The sequence below is a fragment of the Mesorhizobium sp. M1A.F.Ca.IN.022.07.1.1 genome (assembly GCF_003997575.1).
Classification (GTDB): domain Bacteria; phylum Pseudomonadota; class Alphaproteobacteria; order Rhizobiales; family Rhizobiaceae; genus Mesorhizobium.
In genome coordinates, this window is sequence record NZ_RZST01000072.1 from 1 (window position 1) to 20,075 (window position 20,075).

The 20,075-nt window shown below is 58.6% G+C and carries 18 protein-coding genes and 1 pseudogene; 11 read left to right on the top strand and 8 right to left on the bottom strand.

The genetic code is table 11. From position 1 onward, the window contains the following. The 7 genes and pseudogenes from EOA75_RS11075 to EOA75_RS11105 all read right to left on the bottom strand — a co-directional run. Positions 1–425 (bottom strand): annotated as a pseudogene (locus EOA75_RS11075) (YscQ/HrcQ family type III secretion apparatus protein); the annotation flags it as partial. A gap of 89 nt (positions 426–514) precedes the next feature. Then, positions 515–1,027, bottom strand: a complete 513-nt coding sequence (locus tag EOA75_RS11080) for a hypothetical protein (protein WP_091595843.1) — start codon at positions 1,025–1,027, stop codon at positions 515–517. Then, entirely contained in the window at positions 1,003–2,361 is a 1,359-nt protein-coding gene (gene sctN, locus EOA75_RS11085) for a type III secretion system ATPase SctN (RefSeq protein ID WP_024505372.1), read from the bottom strand. Before sctN ends, EOA75_RS11080 begins: the two co-directional genes overlap by 25 nt. Next, positions 2,358–2,981, bottom strand: a complete 624-nt coding sequence (gene sctL, locus EOA75_RS11090; RefSeq protein WP_091595841.1) for a type III secretion system stator protein SctL — start codon at positions 2,979–2,981, stop codon at positions 2,358–2,360. The genes sctN and sctL overlap by 4 nt, the downstream gene beginning before the upstream one ends. Continuing rightward, on the bottom strand, positions 2,978–3,673 hold the full coding sequence (locus EOA75_RS11095) for a nodulation protein NolU (RefSeq protein ID WP_268931536.1): 696 nt from the start codon (positions 3,671–3,673) through the stop codon (positions 2,978–2,980). Before EOA75_RS11095 ends, sctL begins: the two co-directional genes overlap by 4 nt. Beyond that, a complete protein-coding gene (gene sctJ / locus EOA75_RS11100; protein ID WP_281033078.1) occupies positions 3,618–4,454 on the bottom strand; it encodes a type III secretion inner membrane ring lipoprotein SctJ in 837 nt (278 codons plus the stop codon). Before sctJ ends, EOA75_RS11095 begins: the two co-directional genes overlap by 56 nt. A 36-nt stretch (positions 4,455–4,490) precedes the next feature. After that, positions 4,491–5,000 carry a nodulation protein NolB gene (locus EOA75_RS11105; protein WP_029354864.1) on the bottom strand — a complete coding sequence of 170 codons (510 nt, stop codon included), beginning with the start codon at positions 4,998–5,000 and terminating at the stop codon, positions 4,491–4,493. A gap of 186 nt (positions 5,001–5,186) precedes the next feature. On the opposite strand from EOA75_RS11105, the gene EOA75_RS11110 reads away from it, so the two are divergent. The 7 genes from EOA75_RS11110 to tdh all read left to right on the top strand — a co-directional run bounded on the left by EOA75_RS11110 (position 5,187) and on the right by tdh (position 14,347). Continuing rightward, a complete protein-coding gene (locus EOA75_RS11110; RefSeq protein WP_091595837.1) occupies positions 5,187–5,885 on the top strand; it encodes a secretin N-terminal domain-containing protein in 699 nt (232 codons plus the stop codon). A 427-nt stretch (positions 5,886–6,312) separates the two neighbouring features. After that, positions 6,313–8,124, top strand: coding sequence for an HrpF/NolX family T3SS translocon protein (locus EOA75_RS11115; protein ID WP_236370748.1), 1,812 nt, complete (start codon positions 6,313–6,315; stop codon positions 8,122–8,124). Between the two features lie 1,056 nt (positions 8,125–9,180). Further along, positions 9,181–9,525: a helix-turn-helix domain-containing protein gene (locus EOA75_RS11125; protein WP_091595831.1), complete on the top strand. Its 345-nt coding sequence runs from the start codon at positions 9,181–9,183 to the stop codon at positions 9,523–9,525. A gap of 37 nt (positions 9,526–9,562) precedes the next feature. After that, positions 9,563–10,900, top strand: a complete 1,338-nt coding sequence (glyA, locus tag EOA75_RS11130) for a serine hydroxymethyltransferase (protein ID WP_091595829.1) — start codon at positions 9,563–9,565, stop codon at positions 10,898–10,900. Positions 10,901–10,957: 57 nt separating this feature from the next. Next, positions 10,958–12,133 carry a methionine adenosyltransferase gene (gene metK / locus EOA75_RS11135; RefSeq protein ID WP_063169265.1) on the top strand — a complete coding sequence of 392 codons (1,176 nt, stop codon included), beginning with the start codon at positions 10,958–10,960 and terminating at the stop codon, positions 12,131–12,133. Then, on the top strand, positions 12,108–13,247 hold the full coding sequence (locus EOA75_RS11140) for an adenosine kinase (RefSeq protein WP_236370636.1): 1,140 nt from the start codon (positions 12,108–12,110) through the stop codon (positions 13,245–13,247). Before metK ends, EOA75_RS11140 begins: the two co-directional genes overlap by 26 nt. 65 nt (positions 13,248–13,312) lie before the next feature. Next, on the top strand, positions 13,313–14,347 hold the full coding sequence (tdh, locus tag EOA75_RS11145) for an L-threonine 3-dehydrogenase (protein WP_091595827.1): 1,035 nt from the start codon (positions 13,313–13,315) through the stop codon (positions 14,345–14,347). 580 nt (positions 14,348–14,927) lie between these two features. Here the strand turns inward: tdh and EOA75_RS33970 are convergent. Then, positions 14,928–15,416: a hypothetical protein gene (locus EOA75_RS33970; RefSeq protein WP_164747350.1), complete on the bottom strand. Its 489-nt coding sequence runs from the start codon at positions 15,414–15,416 to the stop codon at positions 14,928–14,930. Positions 15,417–16,023: 607 nt separating this feature from the next. On the opposite strand from EOA75_RS33970, the gene EOA75_RS11155 reads away from it, so the two are divergent. From EOA75_RS11155 to EOA75_RS11170, 4 genes are all read left to right on the top strand, one after another. After that, the gene (locus tag EOA75_RS11155; protein ID WP_029354874.1) at positions 16,024–16,710 is read left to right on the top strand and encodes a response regulator transcription factor; all 687 of its coding nucleotides are present in this window, start codon (positions 16,024–16,026) and stop codon (positions 16,708–16,710) included. A 71-nt stretch (positions 16,711–16,781) separates the two neighbouring features. Then, a complete protein-coding gene (locus tag EOA75_RS11160; protein ID WP_051695798.1) occupies positions 16,782–18,203 on the top strand; it encodes a type II and III secretion system protein family protein in 1,422 nt (473 codons plus the stop codon). Positions 18,204–18,212: 9 nt separating this feature from the next. Then, positions 18,213–18,776, top strand: a complete 564-nt coding sequence (locus tag EOA75_RS11165; RefSeq protein WP_029354878.1) for a CpaD family pilus assembly lipoprotein — start codon at positions 18,213–18,215, stop codon at positions 18,774–18,776. A gap of 84 nt (positions 18,777–18,860) precedes the next feature. After that, positions 18,861–20,075, top strand: a 1,215-nt coding sequence (locus EOA75_RS11170) for an acyltransferase (RefSeq protein ID WP_164747351.1), incomplete at its 3' end; no start/stop codon positions are given.

Genomic DNA, 20,075 nt, shown 5'->3' on the forward strand with positions numbered 1-20,075 from the left:
CCCTTGACCGCGCCGAAAATGATGTCGAGTTCAAGATGAGGAGCCAGCATCGTGGCTTCGCATACGCGCACGAGTTGCACGTTCAGACGCGTCGTCTCCTCCAGTCGAGTGACAAGCGGCTCAAGAGCGAGTTCGAGAATAAGCGAAGCAGTTGGCTCGGAAGGGAAGGCCAAGCCGTTCTGCACTGTCGTGATGAACTCCTCTACGAGCGGGCGCGACAGCGACAAGATGACCGTTTCGGCTCCCACTCTCCAGACGCAGTCAAGCATCGGAATGGCAGCAGGTTCCTGCTGCCAGACAAGCCCTGCCGTTCGCACCGATAGCGGCACCTCGTTGATCCGGCTTTGAAACGGCGTGCGGGGCGCTGCTGTATCATTGAGCCACGAGACAACCGTGCGGGACAGTTTCAGAACTGGTTCGAACATGGCGGGTGTGACCGCAGCGGCTATCAAAGACTGCACGGTCGTGTCATTCGGACGACCTCTTGCGACTGTCGGATCCGGTTGCGCGGCATTTAGGCAAGCGACCCCCTCGCATATTTCAGCAGTATCTCGTCGTCGGCCTCGATCTCGGCTGCGGCCTCCGAATGAGTCTCGACGGCGCGCCGCACGTCGTCCTCGATTTGTTGCCATTTGTCCCTTGCCGCCGAACATATGACCCATAGCTCCCTCGTCCTGGACGCCGCCATCTCAGCCTCCTCTTGAGCGATTTGGGCATCATCAAGCATCTGCCGTCTGGAAGTGATCTCAGCGGCAAGCTGTTCAGTGTGAAGGCGGTGACGGTCGAGCGCTGCGCTAGACAAGTTGTCGAGTGACATCAGATGCTGATAGAGCGCTGCTTCTGTTCTTGAACAATGTTGCTGTATCATTGCAAGCTCCCTAGCGGCATTTTGTACGGCTGAGGCGGCCACATCGCGCTGGGCTTCCTTCTTGGACAGCTCGCCAAGGGCACGACGCTCTTGCATTTCCTTCAGAAGCCGTAACCTCGAAGACTGAACCCAGTTCACGCGGTCAGACGCGACATCCATGCGACCGTCTCCTCGAAATCTGACGCGTCATCTTCGCTCTGGCGCAGAAACTCCCTCAGTTCGTCGATTGACGCGACGGCCCGGTCAGTCAGGGGATCTCCACCTGGCTTGTATTCGCCAACATTGATCAAGAACTCGGTCTCGGCATAGCGCGATAGGAGCTCGCGGAAAATGGATGCTGCCTTGCGATGTGTCCCCGAAACGACTGCATCCATGACGCGGCTGCGACTCTGCAGCACATCAATAGCGGGGAAATGCGATCGCGCCGCAATAGCGCGTGAGAGGATGACATGGCCATCGAGAATACCACGCGATTCCTCGGCGATTGGATCACCCGTGCCATCACCCTCTACAAGCACCGTATAGAAGGCCGTGATTGAGCCCCGCTCACCCATGCCGGCGCGCTCGAGCAGGCCTGGCAGCATGCCAAAAACGGAAGGAGGAAAGCCCCGTCGCGTCGGCGGCTCACCCGCAGCAAGGCCTATTTCGCGCATAGCGCGGCAGAAGCGCGTCAGCGAATCCAGCATGAGAGCAACGCGTAGGCCCTGATCGCGAAAATATTCCGCGAGCGCAGTCGCCATTGGAGCGCATTGCGCACGCTCCACCGCCGAGCGGTCGGAGGTTTCAACCACGACGACCGTACGGAGAAGGCCCTCTTCACCAAGATTCCTTTCGATGAATTCACGAACTTCCCGTCCACGTTCGCCTATGAGCGCCACTATGACGACGTCAGCGGCGGCACCCTTTACGATCTGTGACAACAGCGTCGACTTGCCACCACCTGGCTCGCCATAAATCCCGATCCGCTGGCCCTCGCCGCACGTCAGCAGACCATCGAGGACACGGACCCCAAGCGGGAATGGCCGCTCAATCATGCGCCTCGTCATCGGATTGGGGGCTCTGCCATGCAGGGGCCGAGTTTCGACGGTCTTGATTTCGCCTTTGCCGTCCAATGGGCGGCAACGACTGTCGATCACGCGACCGAGCAAATCGCCGCCGACGGGCACCTCACGCATTCGGCCAGTGGCCACGACCTCTGCGCGGCTGGATAGGCCCACCAAGTCCCCGATCGGTGTCAGCAATACACCATCACCCGACAGGCCGATCACCTCGGCCTCGAGCGACAGCCCGGTTCGCGGGTCCTCTAGGAGGCAAAGTTCCCCAATACGAGTATCTGGCAAGACGGCATGAACCAGTGTGCCGATAGCCCGCGTGATCCGACCGCGCACCGCACGCGTGTCAATTCGCTTGGCCGCAGCCCTCAAAGACGAGATTGCTGGAACGAGAGCTCGAGTGTCGGCGTCAGCGTTATGTTCTGGGACGGGCTTTCTCATAGCTCGCCTTTTTCACATAGCGTCCCGAAACCAAGGCGCAGCGCGCGCATCTGGGCGTCAAGTCCCAGGTCGACATTGCCGTACTCGCTCCACAGCACGCACCGTTGCGGCGACAACGTCGGGTCGGGCTCGATCCGCACCCTTGGTCGACCATCCTGGCCGTCGCATCGAGCAAACTCTCGTGCAAGCATGTCGACTTGCATGGGAGAAACATGAAGGCAAACTTCGGCGCCGCTGTATTGACACTCTATGGCGTGACGAACAGCCCTCACCAGTAGCTCGCCCGGATCGAAAGCGCCGATAAGATCGCTCAATATTTCCATCACGAGCTGCGGCAATTCCTGCTCCAGAGCCGCCTTTCGTCGCGCGATTTCGGAGATTGTCTCCGCAATCAGCCCTGCCATCTCCTCGGTGCCTGCATTCGAGCCCTCCATGTGGCCGCGCACCCACGCCCGCTGGTAAACGGCGCGTGCCCAGTTTCGAACGCGCTGCCGATGCCGTTCTGCCGCGGCAAGCGCTTGCGCGGCGCTGTGCCAGGTTTCGAGCTCGCTCGCGGGTATCAGTGGTCCGATTGGACGCATCTGCGGCGCTATTGGCCCCTCGGAAAGTTCGGCTGTCATTTCACCGGGGTCTCTGTCTCAAAATGAGCTAGTACAAGTGAAAGCAATTGGCCGGCGGCGGTCCAATGCTCAGGTGCTGGAGTCTCCGCGGCAGTCCCCTCGGGCAACCGAAGAAGCACGCGGTTACGCTCGGTCGCTGAACTGTCCTGGAGCCAAGCCCCAAGACATGCATGTCCATCGTATTCGATTTGCTGAGCGAGTTTTTCTGGGTCCGCGATCAGTCTGTTCTCAACGGCATGCAGCAGGTGTCGGATTCCGAATGCGTGTGCATCCACGCCGATGCGTTTAACAAGGATGGCAAGCTCAGGCTGAGAGACAAACGCGACCAGCGAACGGGCATGCCAGATACTACCAGCAAGAAGGGCAGCTCGATATGGATCGTGCCCGCGTAGAAGGTCCGGCCTGCAGCCGATGTGGTTCAGATCCACGTCATAGTTGCCCAGCAATTCTGCCAGCCTTGGATGCAGTCTGGAACACTTCTGCAACTTCACTAACGTTTCTGCCGATAACGCTGGATCAAGACGCGCCGCTAGACGGGTCGGATGGGCCGAAGCCGCAAGCTCGCTCGCGCCCGGAAAACGCAATTGGTGCGGACCATCAGGTCGGGCGGTCTGTATAGGCATTGGCAATGAGATGTCACCCACGTCCAATTGCAGGCATTCTTTTGCGAATGGCCTCGACAGCAGAAGCATCCCGGCGCCCCTCGACCTTGGAAACGCCGGTTGATTGCTTGCGCCGACGCGTAGCAACGCTGACCAAGAGATAACAGGCCACTGCGAATACGGCTGCGGCAAAACCTGTCACGGTCGCCAGAATTGGCGCAGGAAGAGGTGTTGATGCTTGTGGCAAAACAGCAGTCGGATCGGGCCGTTGCTCGTGTGCGGACCGTTCTACCGGCACCAAAACCACTTCCACCTTATCGTAGGACAAGCCTTCGATGCTGTCGGCTACCAGCATCTTTATCTTTGGCAGCAGAGCCGCGACATTTGTTTTGGCGTCGTGCCTGATAAACACCGCGGCCGAGGATGGCGTGGCGCCGGCTCGCACAAGGTCGTTATGCGGCAGCACGACGTGAACACGTACAGAAAAAACGCCATCGATATCGCTGATCGTCCGCGACAACTCTTCGCTCAGGGCATACACGTAACGGGCACGCTCCTCGGTCGGCGAGGCAATCAGGCCTGATCCTTGGAATATCTCACCGAGGTTCTTGAAGGATTGGCGCGGCAACCCCTTGGCGTTCAGAAGGTTGATTGAGAAGGCGAGCAGCTTTTCGTCAACCTGGATCGTGCTGGTCCCATCCTTGGCGACCACCCGGATCGCGGCGACCCCGTTGTCTTCAAGAAGTGCGAGCATTTCATTTGCCTCACGCTCTTGCAATTGCGTGTAGAGGTCGGTTTTGCAAGCACTGAGGGCGACGAGAACTAGCAGCATGACAAGTCTAACCGACCGCCACCCTGACAGGCCACGCATGATTTCGCCCTCGGCCAAGCCAATCATGCGCGCGGTTCAGCCTTCCTTCAAAAGTTTATTCACGGATGATGTGACGCCGCTGACGCCTTTGGAGATAAGCGCCACCTGGGTGACGCCGTTGTAAACATCCCGAAGACCAGCCATCATCGTTTCGAAGTCTTGCCCTTGTTGAGGAATGCCCGAGATTCCGGTTCCCGCCTCACCTGCGACGGGAAGCTTCTGCGCCGGTCCCGGTAGAGCGCCCTTCGAAAGGGCTATGTCATGGTCGAGCGCGGGGAAGGAAACAGTGTTGTGTGGATATAGGGAGGAAATCGTCTGCAACACGCGATCGCCCATGCCGCTCGTCGGCGCAGCCGCGCGCTGAACATCCATCGCCGCAGCAACTGGCGCCGCACTCGCTGGCTCCGCGGCGGCATTGTTTTTCAGCGAGTCGGCTGCATGCCCTAAGGCGCGCTCAAACTGGGCCTGCTCGACAATCGACGGTGATCCGACCCTGGGGAGGCCAGCCGTTAGAGTGGCAGAGATCGACGTGACAGGCATCATCATGTAAGGACTCGGTTGCTCTCTCTGACCGGGCGGGCCCCGCCCATTCATCACCCGGTGTCGGCGCAACACTCCTAGGGGGGCAAGCTGACAACAAGCTGACTAACGGCGGCGTCATTTCGACATCTAAAATCTCTTCGGCAATTTAGTCACTTGTGATGATTTCAGCGTTTGGTTTATCAGTGCGACATGCCGAGAACGCTTATCCAACCCGTCACCCTGCATGTTTTGAGACTTCTCTGTGCCGGGTTTTTTCTGTCCACCGGGATTCACCCGGCGCACGCAGTCCCGCTGTCCCTTCCGGCGACACCCTATAGATACACGGTTCTGGATCAGGAACTCGCTGCAGCGTTGCAGGAATTCGGCAACAACCTGAATATCAGGGTCAACATCAGTCCTGCGGTGAAGGGGCGAATTCGCGGACGTATGCCTGATTTGCCACCGCGCGCGTTCCTCGACCGCTTGACGAACCTTTACGGTCTCCAATGGTACTATGACGGCCTTGTGCTCTATGTGTCTGCTGCACAAGAATCGCAAACTCGAATGCTTTTGATGACGTCGATTCGCTTCGATGCGTTCAAGGGGGCTCTCGACAAGCTTGATATCTCCGACGAGCGCTATGTGGTCAAACCCGTGCCAGGCAATGGCCTCGTCTTCGTTTCCGGTCCACCGCGCTTCGTCGCACTCGTGGAGCAGACCTTTAACGGCTTGGTGGCGGAGGCGCAGGCGCAGACTCACATAGCGGCCACGCCAAAGGAATCAGTGCTGATCTTGTTTCGCGGCTCCTCCACTACGGTCGTTCGCGACGGACGACCGGATGCTTCTTATTCTTCTGACATCCCACAACAGGATAGCGTTGGCGGGAAGCCTGAGCTGGGCAAGAAATGAACATTGAGGATTTGCCGCAGCTCTGAAGAACATGACTGCGGCTACCCCTTTGTGAACTCTTCGCAAACTCGTCAGTTTCTCGAAAGCTAATCCGCTCATGATGAGTCCCGGCAGCTCTCGCGGTGACTCCGGCCATTGTGTTGGACCGAACCTTGGAGCCGGCCCGGAACACAGCAATTGAAGGCAGGGCAGGCGCATTCGTGACCTGCCGACGCTTGGAATTGTCGAATTTTGTGAAACGCAAGGGATCTTCTGTCGGGGTCTCTTGTGGGGATTTCAACGTCACGTCTGAGGATGCACAATGTCGGCCAGCAATCTTTCAACTTTCTACCGCTCAAATTCGCTACAGTCCGCAAGGGGTTGGCCGGGCCTGAAAGTTTCCCATTTTGCGACCCAGCATCAGCAAAGTGCATCGTGCTTCGAAGCGATGCTGTCCACTTGTGTGCTGGCAAACAAGCCCGGCTCTTTCGCGCAAGGGGATCTGCCAACGTCGAATCTTGATTCGACAATGGATAAATTGCGGCAGGACCCTTTGGGCCATCTGGCACCGGATGTCGAATCGACATTGAAGGGCTTGGAGCAACACCCACTGGATCTGCTGCCGCCACATATGAGGGCGGCTCTCAAGGAGGACCAATCGCAACGCTCCAAGGCGACTGAAGCCCAACATCTGCTCCGCGTCACCCCGAAGATCGAGCCGGCTCCCAGGCCGAGCCCCGGAATCACGTGGAACGGTGGGTCGCTGACCACGGCTGAGTTGCAGATTGTTGCGGTACTCAACCGTCACAAGGACCAATGCCCGCTTAGTTGGAAGTCGTTGACCGAGAAAGCCAATGATCCCTCTACGCCACCGGATCTGAAAGCGGCGATCAAGGGACTGCAGCAGGATTCGGGACTTTTTTATGCGATTGGCTCGCAGGGCGACGGCCGCTGTGGAGGCAAGATCAACGCCAAGGACTTGGCCGGATTTTCAAACCACCACCCACAAGTTGCTGCATTTCAGGAAGCCCAAGCGCAAAGCTACGAGCAGAACTACATACCATCCGACGGCAGCGGAGGTTTGCAGCCTTCGGTCATGACCTTGAGCGATGCCTTGCGGGAGTTTTACCGGTACTCCGAAAATCTGTCCAAGGACCTGAGTCTGGATGAGTTCAAGAAAATGGTCGGCGGCGAATCGAAAAACGGCAAATTTCCGCCCCAGGTCATTGCGGCGGCGCAATATTTCCTCGATCACCCCGATGCTTGGAACCAGTTGTGCGGTGGCTCGAAAGGGAAGATGCACAAAGAGGATTTCCTGCAAGTCGCCTCATCGTCGATGAGCCTCACGCAAACTGAGCTGAATACGGTCGAGATGATCAAGGACCATCAGGACACGTTCTTTGGAAGCGGTGTTCTGACTCGCGACAAACTGGCGAAAATGAAAGACGACAAGAGCCTTGATCCGAAAGTGCGGGAAGCAGCCTCTCAGCTCCTTTCAGATCCTCTTTTGTTTGGCCTCCTGAACAATTCGATCACGGGCTATAAGACCCATCATAAATTCTTCGACTTTGGCGGCGGGCATACGGTTGATTCCGGCAATATCAGCAAAAAAGACTTTGCCCATTTTTGCACAAACATGTCGTCTGCGAACCGCAACGTTCAGCAGCCAATCACCCACGGCGCCCAAACCGCAGAAGAGCAGAATGCCGTCGCGGACATGAAGATGGGCCTGATGGACCAGCCTGACATTAAGTCAGCCAAAAAGAACGGCGGGGCCGTCATGCACGTCGTCGACTCCGTGCTCAAAATCGAGACGAAAGTGCTCGACTTGGCGGCAACGGCGGTGGGACTGCTCAGCTTCATTCCGGGCCTCGGACAAGTAGCCGATCTTGCCTCGATGGTTCTCGAGGCTGAGTCGCAAGCAGCCAATCTCCTGCGTACGGCCATTAACGGAGGCGATATGAAGCGAGCGCTGGAGGAAGCTGGCCTCAATATGGCCGCGCAGGCGATCGGCCTTATCGCAGGCCCCGAGGTCAAGCTGGCCATTCGAAATGGGCTCGTAAAGCACCTGATGGAAGAGGCCTTGGCGGCAGGCATTGATCTTTCGGTCTCGACGGCGCAGGACTACGCAGAAGGCTATGTGAATAACCTCCAAGCGCGCCTTGCAGGCGGCCCTGAGCAAAACCTAGGCCTTCCGAGCATGCCATCATTCCAGAGTGTGGCAAGCAATGTGCCCTTCGTCGGCATTGCCTTATCCTAGCCGTCGCCTTGCGCGGAAGCTTTGGCTCGCGCGCTGAGATAAGGGTCATTGTGGCACAAGCAGGGGTTCATCCGCATCAACGCAAGCGGTGTTCCTGACGCCATCTTGATCGGACTGTGAGGGAGATGTCCGAAGTCTGTGAAGGCTTCGGTATATGACGACTTCAGAGTTACGCTGAGCCCAGCCATCTCGAGCCGGTGCGCCGGGTCGAGGTTTTCACGGGCGCCGGCCGGCAGCGGGAATGGTCTCCGGAAGGCACGGCGCGGATGGTGGCGGAGCTGGCGCAGCCGAAGGAACGGCTGTCGCGCGCCCAGGGCGGCCTCCCGAACAGCCAGACGATGATCTCCTGCGGCCTATATCCTTGTGCCCACGCTCAAGGCAGTCGGCTGAAAACAGCGCTGATTTAAAACAGCATTATCCTGCACTGCACCCTCGATCCTTGCGCTCACCGATCGCTCGTCGACACGCACGCGGTCAAGTCGTTATCGGCGCTATGCCGATGGGCTTCGAGAGCAAGGTGGACGCTGAGCGGTGCGTCAGCCTCAGGGCGCGGCTGGCCAGCTTTGGGTCTCACGCTCTATGACGGCAACACCCGGCTGATCCACTTGGCCTGTTCGGGGGCTCCCGGCAGCGGCGCGGAAGCCACGGTCCGCCTTCCTCGGCTTCAGGCCAAAGACACCGCAGCATGCTCCAGAGCTATGTCTGCCGCCTTCGCCCCATCGTCGCTGGTCATGTGGAAAGGACAAGCAGGCTACGCACCCCATAATCCCGTCGGGCAGGATTCGACAGTCGACGGCGAGACATTCGCCAAACCTCACCCTTGATTCTCAGCAACGTTAAAAAAAATTCACATAATGTTCGTGAGCGTAGTCTCCTGTCAGGTGGTACATTAGCCCCAATATCTGGCGTCTTAGTCGTAGAAAGGACTGTGATCCATCTTCCATTAGCATCCATACCAGCGGATTTACAGCAAATGACGAGAAGAGATCTCATGCGGATTGATGGGGATAGAAGGGCTAGCGGCTTGCTGCATCCCGTCCGGGTTGATGCCAACCAATGTTGACACTGGTAAATCGCGTAAGGACGGCAGCGCATCTTGATCGCCTTCGAATCCTGGGCCTTTGCGCGCATGCGGATCTAACCGTCGGCGAGCTGGCCGATATTACCAGTCTGCCTCGCGAGCAGGTTCGACGCCACGTCCGGCGGCTGGTCAGAGCCAACTTTCTTTGCTGCAACGAACAACGTCCGCAGTCTTCGTACCATATGCAAGCAGGAGGCAAGGATGGCGGGCTGGCTCAATTGGTGGTCGATCTCCTGCCCCACGATGATGGTCATCATAAAAGAGACCTACAACGCCTGGAAGCAATACAAGACGCGCGGTTGAAGGGACCGCCTGCTTGATCGTGAAATAGATCAGTCCAAATGGAGCGCGACTACCATGGATAACTCCGCCGGCGGCGCCATCGCGCAGCCCGACACTTACGGGCGGCCTCACTTAGCCGCCGTCGACTCCCGCGTTCGCGAACTGCTTCTAAGACAGGAGCGCCAGGAGCGGACAACTCTCAAACTGATCGCCTCCGAGAACTTTGCCTCCTCGGCGGTGTTGGAAGCGACCGGGTCGATTTTCACCAACAAGTATGCCGAGGGATACCCCGGTGCGCGCTACTACGCCGGAAACGAGATCGTCGATGAGCTTGAGACCCTCGCGATCGAGCGCCTGAAAGCGCTATTTGGCAGTGAACACGCCAACGTCCAGCCTTATTCAGGCTCGCCAGCCAACCAGGCTGTCTATCGCGCGCTTTTGAGCCCCCGTGACAAAGTGATGGGCTTGCCTTTACCCGAAGGCGGCCATCTGACTCACGGTTGGTCCGTCAATTTTTCCGGCAGCGATTATCAGCGCGTCCCGTACAGGCTGCACGAAAAGACACAGCAAATTGACTATGACCACTTGCGCGAGACCGCCAAGCGGGAACGCCCGAAGCTAATTTGGGTCGGCGGAACTGCTTATCCGCGTATTTTTGACTACGCGGCAATGGCCGAAATTGCTTCGGAGGTGAACTCGTATCTGGTGGCTGACATCGCCCACATCAGCGGCCTGGTTGTCGCAGGAGTGCATCCGAACCCCGTGCCCCATTGCGATGTGGTCACCAGCACCTCTCACAAGTCGATCCGCGGTCCCCGGGGTGGCTTCATTTTATCAAGGAATGAAGACCGTTATCAGCCCCTCCATCATCCGAAGAGCAAACACAATCTGGCCAAACGTATAGACCGCGCCGTGTTCCCTCTTCTGCAAGGCGGACCGCATATGAATACTATCGCCGCGCTTGCCGTCGCTTTGCAGGAAGCAGCGAACTCGTCCTTTCGTGTCTACGGTCAGCAGATCGTCCACAACGCCAAGGCTCTGGCCCAGGCGCTTCTGGAGCGAGGTTATGAACTCGTCACCGGGGGCACTGACAATCACATGCTGATCCTTGATCTTCGGGACCGGCCGCTGTCAGGCAAAGCCTATGCGGAGCGCTTATCGCGTGCAGGCATCATTGCGAATTTCAATATGGTCCCGGGCGACCGGCGGCATCCGGCGCTGACAAGCGGCATCCGCTTAGGGACGCCAGCGGTGACGTCCATGGGCATGCGCGAAACGGAGATGGTGCAGATCGCCGCTTTCATCGACTCGGTCTGCCGCCAGCCCGATGACCAGGAAGTTCATGCGAGCGTACGAAGAGACGTTGCCGACTTCTGCACTGCGTTCGATGTTCCCGGCATCCCCGACCGATAAGCCACCCCAATCCAGAAACTCCTCACTAACTCCAGCACTTGAAGCGAGGGCATTTTTATGACCAGGCAGTTCGTGTTCTCTTCCGAATCCGTCGGCGCGGGACACCCCGATAAGATGGCAGACAACATCTCCGATGCCATTCTCGATGCGGTCCTGCGCACCGATCCGAAGGCGCGCGTCGCCTGTGAAGTGTTGGTGAAGACGGGGATGGTCGTTGTGGCTGGCGAGATCACCAGCCATGCCCACATCGATTACAGCCAAGTCGCCCGCGATACGATACTCGATATTGGCTACGACGATGATGCGATTGGCTTTGATGGTCGACGTTGCGCCGTCGTTCTGGCCCTCACCGAGCAGTCGCCCGACATAAGCCAGGGCGTTGATGAAGGACGAGGGCAGGATCTCGGGCAGGGGGCAGGGGATCAGGGCATCATGTTTGGATTCGCATGCAACGAGACGGATACATTGATGCCCCTGCCGATCCAACTCGCTCACCATTTGACGAAAAGACAGGCCGAGGTCCGGAAAGCGGGACAGCTTGGCTGGCTGCGTCCGGACGTGAAATCTCAAGTGTCCGTACGCTACGAAGGGCTCCGCCCGGTGGCGCTGGATACCATAGTCCTGTCGACGCAGCATGACGAAGCGGTCTCACAAGCCACGGTCCGCGAAGGCGTCATTGAGGAGATCATAAAACCGGTCCTGCCGGCCCACCTGGATACTTCGGGGATCAGATTTCTGGTCAACCCAACAGGGCGGTTCGTGGTCGGTGGGCCTGCCGGCGACTGCGGCCTCACAGGACGGAAGATCATCGTCGATTCCTACGGTGGGACCGGGCGTCACGGCGGCGGTGCCTTTTCGGGCAAGGACCCATCCAAGGTTGACCGCTCGGCGGCCTATGCCGCCCGGTATGTCGCGAAGAACATCGTTGCCAGCGGCCTTGCGGAGGTCTGCGAGGTTCAGCTTGCCTACGCGATCGGCGTGGCCAGTCCGGTTTCTGTCATGGTCAATACTTTCGGAACCGCAAGGATCGAGGAAAAAAGGATCGAGCGCCTTGTTCTCGAGGTTTTCAATCTCCGACCGAAAGGCATCATCAAGATGCTTGATCTCTTACGCCCGATATACCGCAAGACGGCGACATACGGACACTTCGGGCGTGAAGAGCCTGAGTTCACCTGGGAGAAGACGGACAAAGCTGACGATTTGCTGCGTGAAGCAGGACCGGCAGCTGCGTGAGGGCGGCTGGATCAAGCGCATGCGGCAACCCATTTCAACTCGCGAGACCACGCCCGGCCGGCATGGCAAGAAGCCGGCTCGGGTTTTTGGCGGAGATTTTGATGCGGATTATGACGTGCTCTGCATCGGTAATGCCATTGTCGACATCATCGCCCAGTGCGACGAGGCATTCCTCGAGACCAACGGCATCATCAAGGGAGCGATGAACCTCATCGACACAAGGCGCGCCGAGCTGCTCTACAGCCGCATGGGTCCGGCGATCGAGGCCTCCGGCGGCAGCGCCGGCAACACGGCGGCCGGCGTCGCCAGCTTTGGCGGCCGCGCCGCCTTCTTCGGCAAGGTCTCCAACGATGCGCTGGGCGAAATCTACGCCCACGACATCCATGCGCAAGGCGTCGCCTTCGACACCACGCCGCTCAAGGGTGAACCGCCGACGGCGCGCTCGATGATCTTCGTCACGCCCGACGGCGAGCGCTCGATGAACACCTATCTCGGCGCCTGCGTCGAGCTCGGGCCTGAGGATGTCGAGGCGGACAAGGCCTCTGGCGCCAAGGTCACCTATTTCGAAGGCTATCTGTGGGATCCGCCGCGCGCCAAGGAAGCAATCCGCCAGACGGCGATGCTGGCGCACGCGGCAGGCCGCGAAGTGTCGATGACCCTGTCGGATTCGTTCTGCGTCGACCGCTACCGCGACGAGTTCCTCGAGCTGATGCGTTCGGGTACCGTCGACATCGTCTTTGCCAACAGCCACGAGATCAAATCGCTTTACCAGACGGCGTCGTTCGACGAAGCGCTGGCGCAGATTCGCAAGGATTGCCGCATCGCCGCCGTGACCCGATCGGAAAAAGGCTCGGTGATCGTGCGCGGCGACGAGACCGTGGTGATCAAGGCGACCGCCATCAAGGAGCTGATCGACACGACGGGCGCCGGCGATCTCTATGCCGCCGGCTTCCTGCATGGCTACACGCAAGGCCGTGACTTGCAGACCTGCGGCGACCTTGGCTCACTGGCAGCCGGATTGGTGATCCAGCAGATCGGCCCCAGGCCCCGTCAGAATTTGCGCCGCGAGGCCGAGCAGGCGGGGCTGACCATTCCGGACGTTCAAACGAGTTAGTGGCCTACCTTCCCGTTGTGCAGGCTATCTCGCCAGAAGCGCAATCACGGAATAGGGAAATCCTGATGTCGAACATGATGAAGGCGCTTGTGAAGGCCAAGGCCGAACCGGGCATCTGGATGGAAGAGGTGCCGGTGCCGGAAATCGGCCCCAACGACGTGCTGATCAAGATCAAGAAGACGGCGATCTGCGGCACCGACGTGCACATCTACAATTGGGACCAGTGGGCGCAGAAGACGGTGCCGGTGCCGATGGTGACGGGCCATGAATTCGTCGGCACCGTTGCCGATTTCGGCGCAGCGGTCACCGAATACAAGGTCGGCCAGCGTGTATCGGGCGAAGGCCACATCGTCTGCGGCCATTGCCGCAACTGTCGCGCCGGGCGAGGGCATCTGTGCCGCAACACACTCGGCGTCGGCGTCAACCGTCCGGGCGCGTTCGGCGAGTATCTGGCGATCCCGCAGCACAATGTCGTGCCGATCCCCGACGATGTGCCCGATGAGATTGCCGCGATCTTCGATCCCTTGGGCAATGCCGTCCACACCGCATTGTCCTTCGATCTGGTCGGCGAGGACGTGCTGGTGACTGGCGCCGGGCCGATCGGCATCATGGGCGCGCTCGTCGCCCAATGCGTCGGTGCGCGCAAAGTGGTCATCACTGACATCAACCCGGTGCGGCTGGCACTGGCGAAAAAGCTCGGCGTCCAGCATGTCGTCGACGCCTCGAAGGAAAAGCTGCGCGACGTCATGCCGGCGCTCGGCATGACCGAGGGGTTTGACGTCGGCCTCGAAATGTCGGGCGCAGCCCCCGCCTTCCGCGACATGATCGATACCATGAACAATGGCGGCAAGATCGCCATTCTGGGCATTGCGCCGACCGGCTTCGAGATCGACTGGAACAAGGTCATCTTCAAGATGCTGCATCTCAAGGGCATCTACGGCCGCGAGATGTTCGAGACCTGGTACAAGATGATCGCGCTGGTGCAGGGTCCTCTCGACGTGTCGGGCCTGATCACACACCGCATCGGGGTCGATGACTACCTCGACGGTTTCGAGGCGATGAAGAGCGGCAATTCGGGGAAGGTGGTGATGGATTGGTAGGGATTGCCTTGGCCGCTCTTCAGGAAAAGCTGACGGGACAGCACCCCTCTGGTCCGCCGGACATCTTCCAACGAGGGGAACATGGCTGGGTGGAGAGCTATGGCTCCGCTAGGTGCGCCCCCTAATCATGATACGGCGACGTATCGCGGCCCATCCGATAACGGTCGATGGTGGCAATTCGCCTCAGCCGATGACGGAAATCCGGTGAACGGATGCTCACAGGCCCCCACGCGATCGTCTATTTCCTAAGATCTGCGATTGAGGTCGAGGTGTTGCCGCCGTTTCAGCGGGTAAGATGCGTTAGACGACTTCCGGTACCTTTCCGGTCAGCGAATTAACGAAGGCAACGAGCCGCATTGGACAGGTCGTGCCATTCCGGTTCGGGGGAAGTATGGCGCGGCTCAGCATGGCGACACGGTCGGAACTGAAGCGGCGATCGTGGAGCGTTATCGCGGCGTTGACAAGCGGCGCATTCTGAATGAGTTCGGGGCGGTAATCGGCTATTATCGCAAGCGCGCGCGATCCGTCTTATGAACCGTCGTGAGCAGAGGCCGTCTGCGAGCAAGAGCCGCAGCCGCTGTTACGGCAGCGATGTCCGCGAGGCGCTCATCGTGTTGTGGGAGGCTTCGGAGCGGCTGAGGTCCGCATCGTCGCTCGCGGCGGCCAGCGCCGCCGGGCAGGAATGAGTTCGGCAGTTCGCCGCTCGGTGCAAGCCCGCACCTCGGCGATTGGAAAGATCCGCCGCCCGGCTTTGTTGAGCGCATTCGGGCACGTCTTGGTCGGGGAGCTTCGTGCAGACGATGGTGCTGACCGAAATTGCCACCGGCTGGACCGAATGCATTCCGGTCCGCACGCGCAACAGCGGCAATGTGATCATGGCGATCAAGCAGGCCCGCTCGCGGTTTCCCTGACCCTGTGCTGCTGTTTGCCGGCATCCGCCCGCACAGGAAGAGCTTGGAAAGCGGTCGATCGTCGTGGCCTGAATGCGGAAATCGAGGAGCCGTTGGTCGTCGATCTCCAGCCTGAACGCGGTCGTTTCCTGGTGCCGCAAATCGGCTGTTGCATACACATCCCTGTCAGACGTCAGTTTTCCTCGCCCATTTTGGTGTCGAGATGCGAAGTGCTCTTTTGGACCAGCAAGGCTTTTTGGAAATCTGAGAGCGGCTTTCCGCGGGGCGCTCCATTTTTGAGCATCAAGCTACCACAGCCAATGACGCGCAGGTTCCACCAGACTCGCCAGCCTTGAAGGACAGCGAAATAGCAGAGCACGACAGACACAACAATCCATCAGGAAGCCGCAGTCGTTGAAGATGCGGCGCTGCATCCATACCGTGGATGCATTCGATCCAAATAATCGATTTGTTCAATCAGTTTCTCGAAAGCTAACCCTACCCTCTGTGGGAATCGGGCTCTGGGCCGCGACGCTGCCTTGCGAGCGCAGGGGCTGCACGTAGGAGAGATGATGCAACGAGAAATCGCACGCGGGTTGCTGGCGTCGTGGGTTCGCCGACCGGCGTATTTGAGCCCGTCAGTTGGTCCTCACCCGCGCCTATTGCCACCGAGCGACTTGCATGTCCCTCCAACTCGGACCTGTTCCGAGAGATGCGACGAGTTGTGCGCCGTGTGCTCCGATCAGATGGCCGCCGGTGACGCGTCTCTCTTCGATAGGAGATGAAATGCGAACGCTGCTCGTGGATCATCATGCGGATCTTGCGCGCGCCATGCGACTTGCGCTCGGGGATGGCGGCTTCGTCGTTGATGTCGTTGGTACTCTGGAACTGGCCTCGAGTGCATTTTCTTGCGCCAGCTATGAAATTCTCCTGCTGGAATTGGCTCTGCCAGATGGCGATGGCTTGGGTTGGCTGAGGCAGTTGAGGACCCACGGGCATTCAGTTCCTGCCGTCATTATGAGCAGCCTTAACGATCTCGATAAGCGAATTGCGATCTTCAACGGTGGTGCGGACGACTTTCTGCTCAAACCCGTCTCTACCGATGAGCTTATCGCCAGAATGAGAGCCATTCTGCGCCGGGCGTCACAGATGACCGACCTGAGGCTCGTATTTGGCAATCTCAACTTCGATCCGGTCGCCCGGCAGGTTTTCGTTGCTGGGCACCCAATGATGATCGCACGTCGCGAACTCTGTATTCTAGAGCATCTGCTTAACCGGGCAGGCCGCATCGTGCCCCGTGCGCAGTTGGAAGATCACCTCTATTCGTTCAACGACGACGTGTCTGCCAACGCGCTTGAAGTCGGAATCTATCGTTTACGTGGACATCTGACCAGATCAGGTGCAACGCCACGGATCAAGACCATCCGTGGCATTGGCTACATTCTAGAATTGACTGACGCGTCATCCGCATAGTTTGTCGAATCGAAAGAAGATCTATTTTGCTGATCCTTCAACATCCTTGCCCTGCGCTCAATTGGCGGGCGATCGCCATCAAGGTTCCGAGACCTGCAGTGCCCCGTTACCTGGGCCATCTCCTCTGCGCGCTTATTGTGACTTTCCCACTTGGTGTCGCGGCGCAAAACAAGCAGGACAAAGGCGCGCCGCGTGCGGCTTCGAATAGCATCAATGCCACGCTGACCCTTTCCTCTTCGCTCGGGGAGACCGTTCATCTGCCCGCGCCAGCCACGACCATCTTTGTTGCTGACCCGACGATCGCGGATTTTCAGGCACCATCGAGCAAAACAATCTTCGTCTTTGGCAAGAAATCGGGGCGGACCAGCCTATTCGCCTTGGACGGCAACGGCGAGCCTCTCGCCGAATTGCGTATCGTTGTCACGCAACCGATCGGGGATTTACGCGCCATGTTGCGGGAGCAGGTCGGCGACTATCCCATCCGCGTCAACTATACGCCGCGCGGCGCAATCCTTAGCGGGACGGCGCCCGACGCAGAGGTCGCCGACACCGCAAAAAGAGTCACTGAGCAATATCTGGGCGACGGAGCGCAAGTCGTCAACAACATCAAGGTCGCTGGATCCCTGCAAGTTAACCTCAGCGTGCGCGTAGCCGAAGTCTCACGCAGCGCCATGAAGTCACTTGGCGTCAACCTGTCCGCCTTCGGTCAAATCGGCAATTTCAAAGTGGGCGTTCTAAGCGGAAGCGGTGCAAGCGCTGGATCTGGTTCAACCCAGGGTGGCGGTACAGCAGAAATCGGATTCGACAACGGTGTCGTCAACGTCAGCGCGGTTCTCGACGCGCTCGCCAAGGAGCATATAGCTTCCGTCCTGGCTGAGCCGAACCTCACCGCTATGTCGGGTGAAAAAGCCAGCTTTCTAGCTGGCGGCGAATTTCCCATTCCTGTCCTGCAGGAAAACAGGCAGGTATCGGTTGAATTCCGTCACTTCGGCGTCAGTCTGGAATTTGTGCCGACAGTTCTCAGCAACAATCAAATCAACATTCACGTAACGCCCGAAGTCAGTGAACTGTCGACGCAAGGTGCCGTGCAAATCAACGGAATTTCCGTGCCGGCAGTTTCCACGCGCCGAGCCGATACGGTCGTCGAACTCGCCAGTGGGCAGAGCTTCGCAATCGGCGGTCTAATCAGGCGGAACGTCAACAATGATGTCAGGGCCTTTCCCTGGCTCGGAGAAATGCCGATCCTGGGACCGCTTTTTCGCTCGTCCTCGTTTCAAAAAGAGGAGTCAGAACTGGTCATTCTAGTTACGCCTTACATTGTAAGACCAGGCTCCAACCCAAACCAGATGAGCGCACCTACGGAGCGGGCGGCACCGGCTTTGAACGGAGGGGGCGCTCCGACGAATTCCGTGGCAAGTCCCCCGCGAGACCGCGCTGCTATCCGTGCGGGCGCGCCAAGCGCCCAGGGCGGTCTCGGCTTCATCATCGAATAGTGTCGTCCAATGATGTTGCGTTTTATAGTCCTCTTTGTCGCTCTGGCACCAAGCGTAAGTGGCTGCACAAGCACTACGCCAGTTGATGTCGAACCATCGGCATCAATGCTTGTCCGAGAGGAGACCACCCTCCTGACGTTGCAAAGCCTGCGCGCTTCCGAACGGCAGCGTTTGCGTGATTTCCTAAACAAGGCCAGTCGCGGCCGATTCGATGCCCTCCACCTCCTCATCAGCGGTTCGCCCCAGCTCAGCGCAGGGGTAGCCCATCAGGCCAGGCAGTTGGCAATCGAAGCAGACAACATTCAATTGCTCGATCAACACGACGCCGGCTCAGTGCGAATTGAGGCGATTGTCTATCACGCCCGTCCGCCGGTCTGTCCCTCATATGGTGCCTTACCCAATGAAGAATCCTTCAAACAGCCGCTTGGTTGTTCGACAGGATTTAACCTGGCCGTGATGGTCAACGATCCGCGCGATCTGCTCGACAATCAGGCCGTCAAGTCCGGCGATGGCGATCGTGCTTCTGTACCAGTTGCCACTTACAGAACGTTCGGGACGGATAAAGGTGGCTGATACCGGCCCTTATCTTGGCAGCACTCCTACCGGAGATTGAAAGCTTCCAATCTCGTCCTGATCTAAAATCAAAGGAACCGCTGGATGCAATATAGGCGCGATATCGCGGGCCTTAGGGCTGTTGCTGTACTTCCGGTCGTACTCTTTCATTTCGGAATTTCGGCGATCCCGGGTGGCTTTAGCGGGGTTGATATCTTCTTCGTCATCTCCGGCTACCTTATCAGCGGAAGCCTCTTGGATGACCTTGAACGCGGCCAATTTTCGATCGTCAACTTCTACTGGCGCCGTGCCCGGCGCATTCTGCCGGCTCTCGTCTTTGTGATGCTTCTCACCTGCATTGCCGCATTGTTCATTCTTCTGCCATCGGATCTGCGCGAATTCGGTCTTAGCATCATAGCTGCCTCGACCTTCTGGTCGAACGTTTTTTTCTGGAAAACGTCAAGTTACTTCTCGATCGATGCCGCGCTTCGACCACTGTTGCACACCTGGTCGCTTTCCGTAGAGGAGCAGTACTACATCTTCGCCCCAATCCTGATGTTCCTAATCTATCGCTACATCGGGAAGCGCTGGCTGACGACACTTCTTCCGATAATTCTCTGCAGCTTCGTAATGGCGGTGATGGCGACATCGCTGGCGCCCACCGCCGGATTCTATCTGCTGCCGACCCGAATCTGGGAACTCATGTTGGGCGCCCTGCTCATGCTCAAACGCCCCCCGCCGTTGGGCAACAGATTCCTGATGGAGTCGGTGGGGTTGGCCGGATTTGGCCTTCTCGCCATCGGGTTCTTCGCGCTTTCGGAGAGCGACCCGTTCCCAGGCTACAACGCCTTGTATCCATGCATCGGAACGGCCCTTCTGATCTATGTTGGCCAAAATTCCCCCTCGACGGTCGCCAGCCGCATGCTCGAAGTCCGGCCGCTGGTCTGGATTGGGCTCATCTCGTATTCTTTGTATCTTGTTCACTGGCCGCTCAATGCGTTCGCGCATTATCTTTCGTTCCAAAAACTCGATCCTTTGATGACCGGTGCGATGTTGGTAGCAAGCCTCGCATTGGCTGCATTCTCCTGGAAGTTTGTAGAGCAGCCGTTTCGACAGAAGAGGGCCTTCACCGCCCCGGGGCCTATCTTTGCCTTTTCAGCGCTCGCGATCGTTGTTCTTTGTGCCGGCGGAGCGGCGGGGGCGCTCGGCAACGGCTTTCCGCAACGGTTTCCGGACTATGTCCAGCGGCGCATTTCCGTCGGGGACTGGAGGAATGGCATCTGTTTCAACGAGGGCACCAGCCGGATCGAAAGCTGGAAT

Excerpts from the sequence above, each read along its gene's own strand:
- EOA75_RS11080 (WP_091595843.1), bottom strand. The coding sequence starts at position 1,027 with ATGGATGTCGCGTCTGACCGCGTGAACTGGGTTCAGTCTTCGAGGTTA.
- sctN (WP_024505372.1), bottom strand. The coding sequence starts at position 2,361 with ATGAGAAAGCCCGTCCCAGAACATAACGCTGACGCCGACACTCGAGCT.
- sctL (WP_091595841.1), bottom strand. The coding sequence starts at position 2,981 with ATGACAGCCGAACTTTCCGAGGGGCCAATAGCGCCGCAGATGCGTCCA.
- EOA75_RS11095 (WP_268931536.1), bottom strand. The coding sequence starts at position 3,673 with ATGCTTCTGCTGTCGAGGCCATTCGCAAAAGAATGCCTGCAATTGGAC.
- sctJ (WP_281033078.1), bottom strand. The coding sequence starts at position 4,454 with ATGCGTGGCCTGTCAGGGTGGCGGTCGGTTAGACTTGTCATGCTGCTA.
- EOA75_RS11105 (WP_029354864.1), bottom strand. The coding sequence starts at position 5,000 with ATGATGATGCCTGTCACGTCGATCTCTGCCACTCTAACGGCTGGCCTC.
- EOA75_RS11110 (WP_091595837.1), top strand. The coding sequence starts at position 5,187 with ATGCCGAGAACGCTTATCCAACCCGTCACCCTGCATGTTTTGAGACTT.
- EOA75_RS11115 (WP_236370748.1), top strand. The coding sequence starts at position 6,313 with ATGCTGTCCACTTGTGTGCTGGCAAACAAGCCCGGCTCTTTCGCGCAA.
- EOA75_RS11125 (WP_091595831.1), top strand. The coding sequence starts at position 9,181 with ATGTTGACACTGGTAAATCGCGTAAGGACGGCAGCGCATCTTGATCGC.
- glyA (WP_091595829.1), top strand. The coding sequence starts at position 9,563 with ATGGATAACTCCGCCGGCGGCGCCATCGCGCAGCCCGACACTTACGGG.
- metK (WP_063169265.1), top strand. The coding sequence starts at position 10,958 with ATGACCAGGCAGTTCGTGTTCTCTTCCGAATCCGTCGGCGCGGGACAC.
- tdh (WP_091595827.1), top strand. The coding sequence starts at position 13,313 with ATGTCGAACATGATGAAGGCGCTTGTGAAGGCCAAGGCCGAACCGGGC.
- EOA75_RS11155 (WP_029354874.1), top strand. The coding sequence starts at position 16,024 with ATGCGAACGCTGCTCGTGGATCATCATGCGGATCTTGCGCGCGCCATG.
- EOA75_RS11165 (WP_029354878.1), top strand. The coding sequence starts at position 18,213 with ATGATGTTGCGTTTTATAGTCCTCTTTGTCGCTCTGGCACCAAGCGTA.